We start from the raw sequence: 13971 nt of genomic DNA, 5'->3' as shown, positions 1-13971 counted from the left end.
TTAGAAAGTTTTTTTATGTCAAAAGCAATAAAACCGCAATCGGGGGAATTGCGGTTTTATCGTAGGAGGACTTACTGTTATCCATAATTTCTATCCATAACATCAGCATTCATCCATGTTGGTTGTTCCATTTACCAATTCCTTGCTGATGTGCGTATTATGCCAAAATTATTTGTGTAAGAAAATACGCAAAAATCGTAAAGTTTTGTAAGTAAATGCTTACAAAATGAGTTATGGCTCATATTCCAAAAAAGAATAAAGTTATTTGTGTGAATGTTGGTACAACGTGATAAAATGCCAACAATTCTCCCTATTATTAAAAGGAATCATCATGCGTTTATCATTCAAACATACCGCCACTGCATTGGCGGTGGGACTGTCAGTTGCTCTGGTGGGTTGTGGTGCGGACAAATCTGCCGAAACCACCTCAGCCAAATCGGCAGGTGCAACTACCACCAAAAATACCCTAACCATCAACAACGGTGCAGAGATTAGTTCGCTTGACCCTCACAAGACAGGGGGTGTGCCTGAATCTGGTGTGGCTCGCCAGCAGTTTGTGGGGCTGACCACCACAGATGCTGATGGCAACCTTGAAGCAGGCATTGCTAAGAGTTGGGAGAGTAAAGACAATATCGTCTGGACGTTTCAGCTAAGAGATGCCAAATGGTCAAATGGCGAGCCAATTACTGCCCAAGATTTTGTGTTTAGTTTTCAGCGTATGGTTGACCCAAAAACTGCCGCTAACTTTGCCAACTATGTGGTAGATGCCAAATTTTTGAATGCAAGTGATATTATTGAAGGCAAAAAAGCCCCAAGTGAATTGGGTGTAAAAGCCATTGATGATAAGACACTAGAAATCACCTTATCAGAAGCTGTGCCATTTTTGCCAGAAATGCTCACCTATACTGCCATGCGTGTTGTTCCTCAAAAAGCAGTTGAGCAGTTTGGCGACACATGGGCAAAACCTGAAAATATCGTGGTCAATGGACCTTATATCATCAAAGAGTGGAAGGTGGGCGAAAAGATGGTTTTTGTAAAAAACCCCCATTACTATGATGCAGATAAGGTGGCGATTGACAATCTGGTTTTGTTGCCGATTGATAGTGGGCAGGCTGACCTCGCTCGTTATCAGGCGGGTGAGTTAGACATTACTTATACCGACATTCCTAGTGAGATGCTTGCCACCATTAAGACTGATGAGGTGAAAACTTCGCCATCGTTTTGCTCGTATTATTATGAAATGAACGTCAATAAAGCCCCCTTTGATGATGTGCGTGTCCGCCGTGCGATGACACTTGCTCTTGACCGTGATATCATCACCCAAAAAGTCGCTGGACGTGGCGAAACGCCTGCTTATCAGATGACCCCGATTGTTACGGCAACAAACCCAAATTATACGCCACAATGGCAGGCATGGGATAAAGCTAAACGTATTGAAGAGGCAAAAAGGTTGCTTAACGAAGCAGGATATAATGAGCAAAATCCGTTGAAGTTTGAGCTACTTTACAACACCAGCGAAAATCACAAAAAAGTGGCAGTAGCAGCACAGTCGTTGTGGCAAGAGGCACTAGGTTTTGTGCAGATTACACTAAGTAACCAAGAATGGAAAGCCTATCTTGCCAGTCGCCGTAACCACGAGCATCAAATGGCAAGAGCAGCATGGTGTGGTGATTATAATGACCCTGCTACTTTCCTAAATGTCATGCGTACCGAAGGCTCGGGCAACTATGGCGACTATTCAAGCAAGGAATACGACACACTACTAAAAACTGCTCTTACCACCAAAACGGCTGAGGAGCGTGCCAAAGTGTATCATCAGCTTGAAGGGATTTTGGATAAAGATACGCCAAACGTGTGGGTGTATTATCAGGTCAATGCCCGTGTGGTCAAACCCGATGTACAAGGTTACTCTACCAAAGACGCATTGGGTAACTGGCAAGCTCGCCATTGGTCATTTAAATAATGGGTTGTGTATATACATGGTGAAAACCCACTATAATCATTAGACCAAAAAACCTTTAATGAAAGGATAGCCATTGCTTCATATTTATATGTAGTTAGGGTTAATCTAAGAGGTCTTGTTTTTATTTTGTTTTATATACCAAAAGCACATCGTAAGATGTGCTTTTTTTGGGTATCTGTTGTACTAACAGAGCTCAAAATATACTATACTTAACGAACTTAAAATTTACTACGGATTGTAGGAGTGAATTGTAATTCATCCCTATAATCCGTAGTAGATTTAAGTTTGTTGGGTATACATAAAAATAAAATGGTTTTTATGAATAACAATCAAAAAAAATAAATACCCCACTTTAAAAGTCATTACACTTTATCCATTGTTGGGCGGACTGGTGGGTGGAATGCCATTATTGATTTTTGCGGTACTTGCTTTCTTTTTCTATGGTTTTGTGGGAAAAAATCAAATCTTACCTTTTATTGTTGTAGTTTGGGCGACTGGCTTTGTTCCTGCATTATTGACAGGTATTGTCTTAGCTTATTTTAAAATAAAAACACTTACATCCGATGATTATTTTAAAACATTTTGGATAGGTTTTGAGGTTACTTTTGTTTGTTGGTTAATCATTAATATTAAAAGCACTTTTTATAAGCTAAATGAATGTTTGGTTTCAGGGATTTTATTGGTGATTTTTTCTCACTTGGTATTTGCCCTAATTGGCGGAATATCATCAGCAATTTTAGCCAAATTTATTTTACCAAAATCATAAAAAGGAGTGGATATGGCATTTCCTGATGAAAGTTCTGGTATTTTGATGTCTTGGGATAATCAAACAAATACAGGCTGGGTAAAAGATGATTATTTATTTGAAGGAGAGTTATTGTTCTTAGAGAGTGATAAATGTTTATCGGATGATTTGACCGTTGGCGATAGGGTGGTATATACGGTTTTTTACGAAACAGAACCGCCCTACAAACCTTATGTTGTTGGGTTTAGAAAATATATCGCATACACACCACCCAAATTAACCGAAAAAGAATTGCAAGAATACCAAAAACAAAAAAGAATGGACAATATTGTTGATAAATTTAGCAAAATTTTTTGGTTTTTATACATGATTTCTATTGCGTTTTGTATGCTATTGTTGGTATTTATATGGGCGTGGTCTTTGTTTGTTTGATTTTTTATGCTTGCCCAATTCTTAAAATTTTGCGATAATAACCAGTTAAATTTCCCTTTTTTTATTTTTAATTTTTCTTTTTAAATCAAAAGGATAGTTATGGCTCAATACATCTATACGATGAACAAAGTCTCTAAAATCATTCCGCCTAAGCGAGAGATTTTAAAAGACATTTCACTTTCTTTTTTCCCAGGTGCCAAAATTGGCGTTTTGGGTCTAAACGGTGCAGGTAAATCCACCCTGCTACGCATTATGGCAGGTGTGGACACCGAGTACAATGGCGAGGCACGCCCCCAAGCTGGCATTAAGGTGGGCTATCTGCCCCAAGAACCCCAGCTTGACCCCAACAAAACTGTGCGTGAAAATGTGGAAGATGGCGTGCGTGAAGCCCTTGACGCCCTTGACCGCCTAAACCAAATCTATGCCGAGTATGCCGAGCCTGACGCTGATTTTGACAAATTGGCTGCCGAGCAGGGCAAAATGGAGGACATCATTCAGGCGTGGGACGCTCACAACCTAAACACCCAGCTTGAAAAGGCGGCGGACGCATTACGCCTACCGCCTTGGGACGCTGATGTTTCTAAACTGTCAGGGGGTGAAAAACGCCGTGTCGCCCTGTGCCGTCTGCTCTTATCCAAGCCTGATATGCTTTTACTTGATGAGCCGACCAACCACTTGGACGCAGAGTCTGTGGCGTGGCTTGAAAGATTTTTAAAGGACTACTCTGGCACGATTGTGGCGATTACCCACGACCGCTATTTTCTGGATAATGTCGCTGAGTGGATTTTGGAGCTGGACCGTGGCTATGGCTACCCCTATCAAGGCAACTACACCGAGTGGCTTGAACAAAAAAATAAACGCCTAGAACAAGAGCAAAAGCAAGAAGAAGCCTTTGCCAAAGCCTTAAAACAAGAGCTTGAATGGGTACGCAAAAACCAAAAAGGTCAGCAAGCCAAGTCCAAATCTCGCCTAGAACGCTTTGAAGAGATGAACTCTCGTGAGTTTCAACAGCGAAATGAGACGGCAGAGATTTATATCCCACCAGGACCAAGACTGGGCAATAAAGTCATTGAAGTCAAAAACATCTCCAAATCCTTTGGCGACCGCCTACTTTATGAAAACCTGTCCTTTACCGTACCACCAATGGCAATCGTAGGCATTGTTGGACCAAACGGTGCAGGTAAAACCACATTGTTTAATATGATTACTGGTAAAGATACGCCCGATACTGGCACGGTAGAAGTGGGCGAGAGCGTCAAAGTCGCCTATGTGGGACAGGTGCGTGACAACCTTGACGACAAAAAAACGGTGTGGGAAGAGGTGTCAGATGGTCTGGATATGATTACCGTGGGTGAGTACACCACGCCAAGCCGTGCGTACATTGGACGCTTTAACTTTAAGGGTCAAGACCAACAAAAACTTGTCGGCAACTTATCAGGGGGCGAACGCAATCGCTTACAACTTGCTAAGACCTTAAAGCAAGGGGCGAATGTGATTTTGCTTGACGAGCCGTCCAACGACCTAGATGTTGAGACCTTGCGTGCCTTAGAAGATGCCATTGAAGTCTTCCCGGGTACGGTAATGGTGGTGTCGCACGACAGATGGTTCTTAGACCGTATTTGTACGCATATTTTGTCGTTTGAGAATGAAACGCCTGAATTTTTTGACGGCAACTACACCGAATATGAAAAATGGCGTAAAGAAAGGCTAGGAGCAGATGCCACGCCCAAGCGTATGAAGTATAAGAAGATTGGGGGTTGATTTAACTTTCAATGGTAATAACATGCCCATATTTTTTATGGGTATGTTTTTAAATACAATTTAAGGTGTATATATGATAATAAAGTCTGCTGAAATTATTGGTTTAAATGGTTTGAATAATCACATTAAATTAGATTTTAATCGTGATTTAAATATTATCACAGGCCGTAATGGCTCTGGCAAAACCAATATTTTAAAATTAATTTGGTATGTGATTAGTGGAAATATTTCCTATGCATTAAAAGAAATTAGTTTTGATACAGTAAAAATAGAAACATCTACTTATACTTTGGAAGTAACAAAAAAAAGTACTATAAGCTGCTCTTTTAAATTAAATATAGATGAAAGATATTTCTCAAATGAAGATTATATTGTGGATGATAACGGATATTTAAATACAAAAATTATTGCTGTAGTGGGCAATAAGAATAGCAATCAAAACTTTTTTCAAACTTTATCAGAATTTGGTAACTCTTTGTTTTTGCCAACTTTTCGTAGGGTTGAAAGTAGCGTTCAGGTAAAAAAATCAACAATTGGAGGTTTGTTGTCATCAACCCCTTTAGAGACTTCATTATTGGATATATCCAAAACAATGACAAAAAATAACCATCAGTTTATTACATCATTAGGAACTTATGATGTAGAAAATTTTCTAAGAGATAAACATGCGGAGTTGACTGAAAAATCTTCAAAGATACAAGATGTTTCAAATAATATTGTGTCTACCAAACTAAAAGAGTTACAGAAATATACAGATACGGAAAAAATACAAGATGAACTACAAAACATTCATAGTATTATGGATAATTCCGAGCAACTTAAACAAAAAATTATGCAACCACTTGATGTCGCCAAAAAATATATTTTAGATATTTTAAAAATATCTGGAATTGAAATTGGTAATTTAACATTTGGCGATACAGTCCAGACCATTAATTCCAATCTGCTATCCGCAGGCGAAAAACAGATGCTAAGTTTTTTAGCATATAATGCTTTTTATCAAGATACCATTTTTATCATTGATGAGCCTGAATTAAGTTTGCATGTGGATTGGCAAAGAATTTTATTTCCAACTTTATTAAAACAAAATTCTAGCAATCAATTTATTGTTGCAACACATTCCCCATTTATCTATGCAAAATATCCTGACAAAGAATTAACTTGGGTTGATGATAGGGGAGATTGCGATGGAGAAGAGCAATAATGGCAAAGGTTGAAGTTGATTTAGATGAGATGATTGCTGCATTAAAACATTCTGATTTACCAGCAATTATTGTTGAAGGAAAAGATGATATTATTATTTACCGAAAATTAGAAGATGAGATAAGCAATCTTATTGTAACTCCTGTTGGCGGTAGAGCAAATGTATTAAAAATATTTCAAGAAACAGTCAATCCCAATGGGCGTTTGTATAATAAAAATATTGTATTTATTGCAGACCAAGACATTTGGATTAATATTGGAATTCCTGATGAGTTTAAAAATCAGAAACTTATTTTCACAAGTGGATATTCTATTGAAAACGATGTTTTTATTGACTACTGCTGTCAAAAAATGATAGACGATAATCCTGATATTAAAGTCAATTTCAATCAAGATAAAGAAAAGTTTATTGATTGGTATGCTTTGGCGTTACAGGCAACCATTGATAAATATAATCATGATTTAAATAAATTAGATTGTGCAGAAAACTTAACTTTATCGGAATTTAGAAAAATATCTCATAACCCTGAAAGGGTGTTTAAGCAATATGAAGACATGATTAAATTACTGGAAAATGAAAATATCAATCATCAATTAAAACAAAGTTTGATAGATGATTTCCCCTTATCTATTAGAGGAAAATCTCTAATGGCGTTATTTACAAGCAATATGAAAAATGGCATAAGAACTATGCAAATTTTTCAAAATATTGCCGTTCGACCCAATGACCGAATTAACCGTATTTTTGATGATGTTAAAAGATTATTTTAGGTAAAGAAAATTGCACCCTTAACCAATTTTGAACCCCGTATTCTCACTCGTGGTAAGAGTTATTTAAACAATATTGTGCAATTAAAAAATAACTTTAATAACTATTGGATGACATTGGTTAAAGGCACATACTGTTATTAAGTCAAAGTTGCATTAACACAAAATGGTTGGCACGATGTGTTAATTCAACAAATGCATTGCAGTTGATTTCAAAAAATTAATAAAAATCACCAACGCAAACCTATTTTGCAAGACTAAACAGAAACTTGGAAGGATAAATTTATAAAAAATGACCATCAATTAAGAAATTAAGTCAGATTGGTGATTACTATTAATTAAGAATAAGATATCATAGGAATTTTTCCTATAGACCAAAAATAGCATTATGTTACACTAAGGAGCGAACAATGTTAATTAATAATTATCAAATTGGCACAATTTTTACTAATCAAGATTTAATGGATACTTTTAAGGTTTCCAATGCAGGTGGTATGCGTCGCAGCAAACAAGCCAATTGCCTAATTTTAATCAATAAAACTGATTCTATTTATAAAAATTATTGGCAAGAGGATATTTTTTATTACATCGGTATGGGTTTAAAAGGCGACCAAGATATTAATTTTGCACAAAATAAAACATTGGCAGAATCTGTTTTTAATGGTGTGCAAGTTTTACTATTTAATAGTTCAAAACCCAATTATTATCAATATGCTGGCGAAGTGTATTTGGCGGGGGAGCCTTTTTATCAAATGCAACAAGATGAAGATAATAAAAATAGGAAAGTAGTAGTATTTCCATTAAAAAATGTCTGATTTTGGTTGGTAATATCCTATACGGCTATATGGCGTGGAATTTAGGTGAAACCAAAGTCTTTTGCCCACAGTCGGTAGATTTCTTTGATGATAAGGGTGATAATAAAGAAAAGTCTGTCAAATGCCTTGTCATTAATGGTAAATATTTACAACCTGTGAGCGAATATTATTTAAAACAATCAGCTTACCTATACTAGTAAAAACAGTTACCAAAACCCCACCAACGTGTTATAATGCAATACAAATTACCTTGTATTAGATTTAAGGGAAATCCATGTTCAACATCAAACACCTTACATTTGCCACTGCTTTATTTGCTACACTCGGCTTAACTGCTTGCCAAAGCGTACCAACCCAAACACCCAACACACCAGTACCCACCACCAAATCCCAGTATCAGCACATCCGTAATGCTACCGCCAAAATCAACTATGCTGGCAAAACCTTCTTAGTAGATCCTTACTTGGCAGAAAAAGGGCGTTATCTTGCTCCCAATGCTACCATTCGTAACCCTCTAATTGACCTCACCCAAAGCATCGAGGAGATTTTATCAGGGGTGGATGCTGTCATCGTAACCCACACGCACCTTGACCATTGGGACGAAGTTGCCCAAGAGGTCATTCCCAAGGATTTGCCAATTTTTGTACAAAATGCAGGCGATGCACGTTTAATTCGCGAGCAGGGTTTTACTGATGTGCGAGTTATGGGGAAAAACACACCTTTTGGCGATGTCAAGCTCACTCGCACACGTGGACAACATGGCACAGATGAAATGTACTCTGACCCTAAAATTGCCGAAATGGTTGGTGATGCTATGGGAGTCGTATTCCAAGCCAAAGGCAAACCCACCATTTATCTGGCTGGTGATACCATTTACAACCACGAAATCGCCCACAATCTAAAATTTTATCAGCCTGACTTTATCGTACTCAACGCAGGCTATGCTAAAATACCAAATTTTGAGGGTAGCCCTATCATGGGCTTGGCGGATGTTGCTAGAATTCACAACGACCATTCTACCAAAGCCATCATCGCCACCGTACATATGGATGCTCTACCCCAAACTGCTGTCAGTTCTAGTCAAATGCGTGAATTTGTCAAACATCACGACTTGACTCGTGTTATCGTCCCAAAAAGTGGCGACATTATCCAATTAGACTTTTAAAAAACAACCCTCAACACATCGGTTGGGGGTTTTATTTATGGATTAAGTCTAACAACTCTTGCAATCACTGCCCAAATCCGCTACAATAACGTTCCCACCTTCCGCCATTTATGGCAAAAAGGTCTAAATCGGGCAACCGATCTTTATTTAAAGAGGTAGTTATGAAACTAAAAACCAAACGTGGTGCGGCAAAGCGTTTCAAAAAAACCGCAAATGGCTTCAAACGCAAACAAGCGTTTAAACGCCACATTTTGACCAAAAAATCTCCTAAGCGTATCCGCCAACTTCGTGGTTGCGTTATGGTTCACGTCGCTGACGTTCCGTCAATCCGCCGTATGTGCCCTTATCTATAATTTTAGGAGAATAAAATGGCTCGTGTAAAACGTGGTGTACAGGCAAATCGCCGTCATAAAAAAGTTCTAGCCCGTGCAAAAGGTTACTATGGTGCACGCTCTCGTGTGTATCGTGTTGCTGTACAAGCGGTAATGAAAGCTGGTCAATACGCATACCGTGACCGCCGTAACAAAAAACGCTCTTTCCGCCGTCTGTGGATTGCTCGTATCAATGCAGGTGCACGCCTAAATGGTCTAAGTTACAGCCGTCTTATCAATGGCTTGAAAAAAGCAAGTGTTGAGATTGACCGCCGTATCCTAGCAGACATCGCCATGCATGACGCTCCTGCGTTTACTGCAATCTGCGAAAAAGCAAAATCTGCGTTGGCATAATTTGTTTTTTAACAAATTAAAAACCCCAAAACTTTGGTTTTGGGGTTTTGTTTGTTTACGAATCAACAACGAAGCTTGCATTTATTTATCATTAATACGTGTCAATGACTAGTATGATGTACCTAGCGTTGTCTTTTGAGCGTCTGCTTGAATTCTATCGTCTCTATGCCCATTTTTTTCCATCTCATACATCGCACGGTCAAGCTCACTTACATAAACATCGTTATGTGCGTAAAATTGTTTTAATGCCTCAACCACCGTGAGATTTGGGTCTTTCTCACTTTTTTGAAGTGCAAAATCATAAAACGCCTGATAATCAATTTCTTTGACAACTTGACTCATGATAAACTCCTTAGGAGGGTTGGTGAAACTGCGTTGTTTGATAATAACACAAAACCATATCACTATCAAGGTTTTTAAATGAAATAATACTTAATAATATTTAAAATTTATTTAAAGTATCAAACCATCACACTTCAAGCAAAAAATTAATTGGACCATCATTAACGGCACTAACAGCCATATTCGCCCCAAATTCACCCGTTTGTACATGAGGATAGACCGACTGGGCATAATCCACCAGTTTTTCAAACAACACTTTGGCATCACTTGGGGGCATGGCAGGAGCAAAATCAGGACGGCGACCTTTATCAGTTTTCGCCATGAGAGTAAACTGCGACACAAGTAAAAGCCCGCCATCAACATCAGATACTGATTTGTCCAGTTTGCCCAATTTATCAAGGTCGGTCGTATTTTCAAAAATGCGGTAGGTGAGAATTTTGTCAATAAGTTTGCACGCCTTATCAAAATCATCGTCTTTACCAATGCCAATATAGGCAAGCACTCCCTTGCCAATTTCGCCAACCGTCTGACCGTTCACCATCACATTGGCAGAATGAACTCGTTGAATGAGGGACTTCATGATATTTCCTATAAAAAATAACGCCCATTATAACAAATATCGGTTAAAATAAAGCATCAAATTTATTTTGGAAAAATCCATGAACCTATTTACCCTTGCTCAAAATCTCGCCCCTCAACAAACCCTATCCGAAGTAGCAGGCTACCTTGCCAAAAGCCAAAACCCTTATATCAAAAAAGCCTTTGTCCACACTTTTGCCAAAGCCTATGGTATTGATTTGGCGGAGTATCAGCGGGGTAGTTTGGATGATTATGACAGTTTTAACGACTTTTTTACACGTGAATTAAAAGATGGCTCTCGTCCAATAGATGAAACAGTAGATGGCATTGCTTGCCCTGCTGATGGTAAGATTAGTCAGATTGGAGCGATTACACAGGGGCAACTGCTCCAAGCCAAAGGGCGAGACTATGATGTGGGGCAACTTTTGGCGGATTATGAACTAGGCAAGGCATTTGTGGACGGTTCGTTTGCCACCATTTATCTTGCCCCAACCAATTACCACCGTGTACATATGCCCTTTGATGGCGTGCTGACTGCCACTCGTTATGTCCCTGGAACGCTGTTTTCGGTCAATAATACCACTGCCTGTCATGTCCCTGATTTGTTCGCTAGAAATGAACGCTTGGTTTGTGAATTTGACACCGTTTTTGGCAAAGCGTGTGTGATTTTGGTAGGGGCAATGATTGTGGCGGGCATTGAGTGCGTAGCGACAGGAGCAATCAAACGCACGCCCTACATTCAGCACCGCACACATGAGCTGGCACTCAAAAAGGGCGATGAGCTTGGGCGGTTTTATCTAGGCTCTACCGCCATCATTGTTTTACCAAAATCAGCAAATACTGCTTGGAATGATGACTTTGTACATGGTAAAGTAGTGAAAATGGGTGAAAGGATTGGGCGGATTAACCAATAAATCCATAAATATCACATTGTTATTTCATCAAAAAATAAATGGCATTTTTTAAATGCTATAAATTAAGTGAAAATAAAAACCCCAAAAGTTATTTTGGGGTCTTATTTGGCAAGACTTGCAACTCACTTTACTTTACCAAAGCCTTACGACATTTGCCTGTTTGTGCCATGTCTAGCTTGGTTACTTCTTTCATGCCTTGCTCCGCCTCAACTGCTTTTAAGTAGGCACCAGCCACAAATACGCCCGGTCTTATTACTTGTTTTACAAAATAATTTTCACCAGCTTTGGTTTCAATCCACAAATCTTGATTGCCAAATTCAGATTCGGTGGTAATAACATGCCTTTGATTGCCCAAAATTTCTTTATAAAAAAATATCTTGGGGGCAGTTTCTCCCAGACATTCGCCATCAACCCATACATCCTTTTTTAGTGCTGCACCCAATGCTGTATCACGATACACATAAAGACCAGCATTGCCATTGGTAGGTACCTTAAAGACTTTTGCTTGACCAGACGTCTGAATATCATGCATGGGAACACTAGCACAACCAACCACCAACACCGCCATCATTGATAATAAGATATGTTTTAACATAAAAAAACTCACGCAAAATCCACTAATCAAAAACTCGCCTGTATGCCCACATGACCGCCGACAGCAGTTTCATTGTTGATGTCATTAGCGTTCACGCCTGCATTCATGCTTACTTTTCCAAAGTCCACACGCACACCCATATGTGCTGTTGTTGAATCTACTTTATCTACCGACACGGGCATAAGATAGCTGTCAGTATAAATAACTATTTACCAAAGATGGTAAACGGGTTTCTACAAAATGTGGTTCACTGTTATTACCAATCTCATGACGATGAGCGACACCCAAATTAAATGTTGTTTTATTACCCAGCTGATAAGCGACATCAACCCCTACACGAGTGTGTAGCGATGTTCTGTCGTCAAAATCATAAGCCATCGCTGTGGAAAGATGTGGGTCAGATTCGCTTAACGTATCCACTTTTAATGATTGACCATGCAAGCCAACGTGTGGGCGGACAGTCAGGTTATTAGCTTGAATACCATAACTCACCTGCAACCCCGCATTGATACCTGACACATCAGTTTGGGCGGTATGGGTACGCTTTTGCCCTTCCCAGACCACATCTCTCTTGGTATCCATTTTGGTGTCGTTTACACCAACATTGGCTCTCACCCTAAAACCACCTTCCTCTTTTTGCCCATAAAAACCCACACCTGTTGTTTTCATCTTGGCGTCAATGGCTGGCGTTGGTGCATAATCTTGGTTATTATGAGTCACATAAAGACCTACTCGTGATGAGTTGCCTTTTGCGTCCATGCCTAGCATGATATTTGGGTCGTTTAGTTTTTGACCATCATGTGTTTTAGCATTGGTAGTGCTTGCACTTGCCCAAATAGAAAAACGCCCATCGTCTAAATTATCTAGATTCTGATGAAGTTGTTCATCACGCAACGTTTGGGCTTGTATCGCATATTTTGGTAATTGTGCCATTTGTGTGGGCGTTTCTATCAATGTTTGATAGTATTGAGCCAAAATAGGTGTGTTCTGCCACTTGGGTGAATACCATCAGCAAATACATATTCTTCGTTGGCATTAGGGTTTTGCCATTCGGTTTTACCACAACCCCAGTTTTTCTCTTCTGTTCCAATGGAGGTTTTACATGCACGGTCATTTTTGCCATTACCATATTTAAAACCAAAAGACTCATGATCTGCCACTACTTCATTTAATAAAGCATAGGTATTGGCAGGTATCACATTGGCATTACTTTGATTTTGCAGCCCCTGATATAGCGTTTGGTTATAATGATTGGCGGCATCTGAGATTTTTTGACGTTCGGTGCTGGTGTTAAATTCTGGAGTAATGCCAATATTTGGCACGCTCGGCACAAGAATGTACTTAGCCCCCGCTTGGTGTAGGCGATCGATTTGTTCTACTTGCTTTTGGCTTGCAGTTTCAATAACTTGCACGTCTGCTAACTTTAACTCTTTGTTGCCATTTTTAAGCCCCATTAAGTCATTTGAACCAATCCATACTGCATATAAAGCATCAGGATTGGCTTGATTGTTGGATTTTAAATGCGCATCAACTTGAGATTTAACAGAGGGAATATCAGGTTTGACAAGCCCAAACAACTTACTTTGAGGGTTATCAGTAGCAACCTTTGCACCACCTACAGCATAAACAACTGGTTCACCATAAGTAACAGGGGGCAAATCACCCGCCCACGTCAAATCTGGATTGGTGCTAAACGTCTGACCAATACCAACATCAGGGTTATTTTTGCCAAACAACCAACCCTTAATGCCATTCCATACACCACCAGCAAAATTAGAAATGTTGGGATTAAGTGCCTTAAAATTACCCACATCACTCAAACTATCTCCAAATACAACCGTTTGGCTAAATTGTGGATTGTCTTGTTGTTGGTTGTTTTGGGCGGTGGCGATAGGACTGATTAAAAGTCCAGTAAGAGCAAGGTATAATGATTTTTTAGAAGGGGAAAGTGGGGGGGGGGGGAA

The 13971-nt window shown here is 39.2% G+C and carries 18 protein-coding genes; 12 read left to right on the top strand and 6 right to left on the bottom strand.

What is annotated here, in order from left to right; translation table 11 throughout:
- Positions 1–331 precede the first annotated feature (331 nt).
- The 11 genes from MOB01S_RS10990 to rplT all read left to right on the top strand — a co-directional run bounded on the left by MOB01S_RS10990 (position 332) and on the right by rplT (position 9577).
- Positions 332–1963, top strand: coding sequence for an ABC transporter substrate-binding protein (locus tag MOB01S_RS10990; protein WP_066805317.1), 1632 nt, complete (start codon positions 332–334; stop codon positions 1961–1963).
- A 400-nt stretch (positions 1964–2363) separates the two neighbouring features.
- On the top strand, positions 2364–2729 hold the full coding sequence (locus MOB01S_RS10985) for a hypothetical protein (RefSeq protein ID WP_066805314.1): 366 nt from the start codon (positions 2364–2366) through the stop codon (positions 2727–2729).
- A 12-nt stretch (positions 2730–2741) separates the two neighbouring features.
- Positions 2742–3140 (top strand): hypothetical protein, encoded by a 399-nt coding sequence (locus MOB01S_RS10980; protein ID WP_066805311.1) that lies wholly within the window; start codon positions 2742–2744, stop codon positions 3138–3140.
- A gap of 99 nt (positions 3141–3239) precedes the next feature.
- Positions 3240–4901: an energy-dependent translational throttle protein EttA gene (gene ettA, locus MOB01S_RS10975; protein ID WP_066805309.1), complete on the top strand. Its 1662-nt coding sequence runs from the start codon at positions 3240–3242 to the stop codon at positions 4899–4901.
- Between the two features lie 73 nt (positions 4902–4974).
- On the top strand, positions 4975–6105 hold the full coding sequence (locus MOB01S_RS10970) for an AAA family ATPase (RefSeq protein WP_066805307.1): 1131 nt from the start codon (positions 4975–4977) through the stop codon (positions 6103–6105).
- Positions 6105–6875, top strand: a complete 771-nt coding sequence (locus MOB01S_RS10965) for a DUF4435 domain-containing protein (protein ID WP_066805304.1) — start codon at positions 6105–6107, stop codon at positions 6873–6875. Before MOB01S_RS10970 ends, MOB01S_RS10965 begins: the two co-directional genes overlap by 1 nt.
- A gap of 407 nt (positions 6876–7282) precedes the next feature.
- Positions 7283–7687, top strand: a complete 405-nt coding sequence (locus MOB01S_RS10960) for an SRA domain-containing endonuclease (protein ID WP_066805302.1) — start codon at positions 7283–7285, stop codon at positions 7685–7687.
- 29 nt (positions 7688–7716) lie between these two features.
- Positions 7717–7884, top strand: a complete 168-nt coding sequence (locus MOB01S_RS10955; protein ID WP_157073984.1) for a hypothetical protein — start codon at positions 7717–7719, stop codon at positions 7882–7884.
- A 77-nt stretch (positions 7885–7961) separates the two neighbouring features.
- On the top strand, positions 7962–8852 hold the full coding sequence (locus tag MOB01S_RS10950; protein ID WP_066805298.1) for an MBL fold metallo-hydrolase: 891 nt from the start codon (positions 7962–7964) through the stop codon (positions 8850–8852).
- Positions 8853–9013: 161 nt separating this feature from the next.
- Positions 9014–9205 (top strand): 50S ribosomal protein L35, encoded by a 192-nt coding sequence (gene rpmI / locus MOB01S_RS10945; protein WP_066805296.1) that lies wholly within the window; start codon positions 9014–9016, stop codon positions 9203–9205.
- Between the two features lie 15 nt (positions 9206–9220).
- A complete protein-coding gene (gene rplT / locus MOB01S_RS10940; protein ID WP_066805294.1) occupies positions 9221–9577 on the top strand; it encodes a 50S ribosomal protein L20 in 357 nt (118 codons plus the stop codon).
- A gap of 108 nt (positions 9578–9685) precedes the next feature.
- On the opposite strand, the gene MOB01S_RS10935 is transcribed toward rplT, so the two are convergent.
- Both MOB01S_RS10935 and dtd read right to left on the bottom strand, forming a co-directional pair.
- Positions 9686–9919: a hypothetical protein gene (locus MOB01S_RS10935; RefSeq protein WP_066805292.1), complete on the bottom strand. Its 234-nt coding sequence runs from the start codon at positions 9917–9919 to the stop codon at positions 9686–9688.
- Positions 9920–10046: 127 nt separating this feature from the next.
- On the bottom strand, positions 10047–10499 hold the full coding sequence (gene dtd, locus MOB01S_RS10930) for a D-aminoacyl-tRNA deacylase (RefSeq protein ID WP_066805290.1): 453 nt from the start codon (positions 10497–10499) through the stop codon (positions 10047–10049).
- A 79-nt stretch (positions 10500–10578) separates the two neighbouring features.
- Between dtd and asd the strand changes: the two genes are divergently transcribed.
- Positions 10579–11412 carry an archaetidylserine decarboxylase gene (gene asd, locus MOB01S_RS10925; RefSeq protein ID WP_066805289.1) on the top strand — a complete coding sequence of 278 codons (834 nt, stop codon included), beginning with the start codon at positions 10579–10581 and terminating at the stop codon, positions 11410–11412.
- 127 nt (positions 11413–11539) lie between these two features.
- On the opposite strand, the gene MOB01S_RS10920 is transcribed toward asd, so the two are convergent.
- From MOB01S_RS10920 to MOB01S_RS10910, 4 genes are all read right to left on the bottom strand, one after another.
- Positions 11540–12007 carry a DUF2846 domain-containing protein gene (locus tag MOB01S_RS10920; RefSeq protein WP_066805286.1) on the bottom strand — a complete coding sequence of 156 codons (468 nt, stop codon included), beginning with the start codon at positions 12005–12007 and terminating at the stop codon, positions 11540–11542.
- Between the two features lie 26 nt (positions 12008–12033).
- Positions 12034–12189: a hypothetical protein gene (locus tag MOB01S_RS12430; RefSeq protein ID WP_157073983.1), complete on the bottom strand. Its 156-nt coding sequence runs from the start codon at positions 12187–12189 to the stop codon at positions 12034–12036.
- A gap of 10 nt (positions 12190–12199) precedes the next feature.
- On the bottom strand, positions 12200–12940 hold the full coding sequence (locus tag MOB01S_RS10915; RefSeq protein ID WP_066805284.1) for an autotransporter outer membrane beta-barrel domain-containing protein: 741 nt from the start codon (positions 12938–12940) through the stop codon (positions 12200–12202).
- A 17-nt stretch (positions 12941–12957) separates the two neighbouring features.
- Positions 12958–13971: SGNH/GDSL hydrolase family protein (locus tag MOB01S_RS10910; RefSeq protein WP_218016099.1), on the bottom strand; the 1014-nt coding region annotated here is incomplete at its 5' end.

It is taken from the genome of Moraxella oblonga NBRC 102422, assembly GCF_001598275.1.
GTDB lineage: Bacteria > Pseudomonadota > Gammaproteobacteria > Pseudomonadales > Moraxellaceae > Moraxella > Moraxella oblonga.
Note: the sequence above shows the minus strand (reverse complement) of the source record. Positions and strands in the feature narration are given on the sequence as shown.

Excerpts from the sequence above, each read along its gene's own strand:
- MOB01S_RS10980 (WP_066805311.1), top strand. The coding sequence starts at position 2,742 with ATGGCATTTCCTGATGAAAGTTCTGGTATTTTGATGTCTTGGGATAAT.
- ettA (WP_066805309.1), top strand. The coding sequence starts at position 3,240 with ATGGCTCAATACATCTATACGATGAACAAAGTCTCTAAAATCATTCCG.
- rplT (WP_066805294.1), top strand. The coding sequence starts at position 9,221 with ATGGCTCGTGTAAAACGTGGTGTACAGGCAAATCGCCGTCATAAAAAA.
- asd (WP_066805289.1), top strand. The coding sequence starts at position 10,579 with ATGAACCTATTTACCCTTGCTCAAAATCTCGCCCCTCAACAAACCCTA.
- MOB01S_RS10970 (WP_066805307.1), top strand. The coding sequence starts at position 4,975 with ATGATAATAAAGTCTGCTGAAATTATTGGTTTAAATGGTTTGAATAAT.
- MOB01S_RS10955 (WP_157073984.1), top strand. The coding sequence starts at position 7,717 with ATGGCGTGGAATTTAGGTGAAACCAAAGTCTTTTGCCCACAGTCGGTA.
- MOB01S_RS10965 (WP_066805304.1), top strand. The coding sequence starts at position 6,105 with ATGGCAAAGGTTGAAGTTGATTTAGATGAGATGATTGCTGCATTAAAA.
- MOB01S_RS10935 (WP_066805292.1), bottom strand. The coding sequence starts at position 9,919 with ATGAGTCAAGTTGTCAAAGAAATTGATTATCAGGCGTTTTATGATTTT.
- MOB01S_RS10985 (WP_066805314.1), top strand. The coding sequence starts at position 2,364 with ATGCCATTATTGATTTTTGCGGTACTTGCTTTCTTTTTCTATGGTTTT.
- MOB01S_RS10920 (WP_066805286.1), bottom strand. The coding sequence starts at position 12,007 with ATGTTAAAACATATCTTATTATCAATGATGGCGGTGTTGGTGGTTGGT.
- dtd (WP_066805290.1), bottom strand. The coding sequence starts at position 10,499 with ATGAAGTCCCTCATTCAACGAGTTCATTCTGCCAATGTGATGGTGAAC.
- MOB01S_RS10915 (WP_066805284.1), bottom strand. The coding sequence starts at position 12,940 with ATGGCACAATTACCAAAATATGCGATACAAGCCCAAACGTTGCGTGAT.
- MOB01S_RS12430 (WP_157073983.1), bottom strand. The coding sequence starts at position 12,189 with ATGCCCGTGTCGGTAGATAAAGTAGATTCAACAACAGCACATATGGGT.
- rpmI (WP_066805296.1), top strand. The coding sequence starts at position 9,014 with ATGAAACTAAAAACCAAACGTGGTGCGGCAAAGCGTTTCAAAAAAACC.
- MOB01S_RS10990 (WP_066805317.1), top strand. The coding sequence starts at position 332 with ATGCGTTTATCATTCAAACATACCGCCACTGCATTGGCGGTGGGACTG.
- MOB01S_RS10950 (WP_066805298.1), top strand. The coding sequence starts at position 7,962 with ATGTTCAACATCAAACACCTTACATTTGCCACTGCTTTATTTGCTACA.
- MOB01S_RS10960 (WP_066805302.1), top strand. The coding sequence starts at position 7,283 with ATGTTAATTAATAATTATCAAATTGGCACAATTTTTACTAATCAAGAT.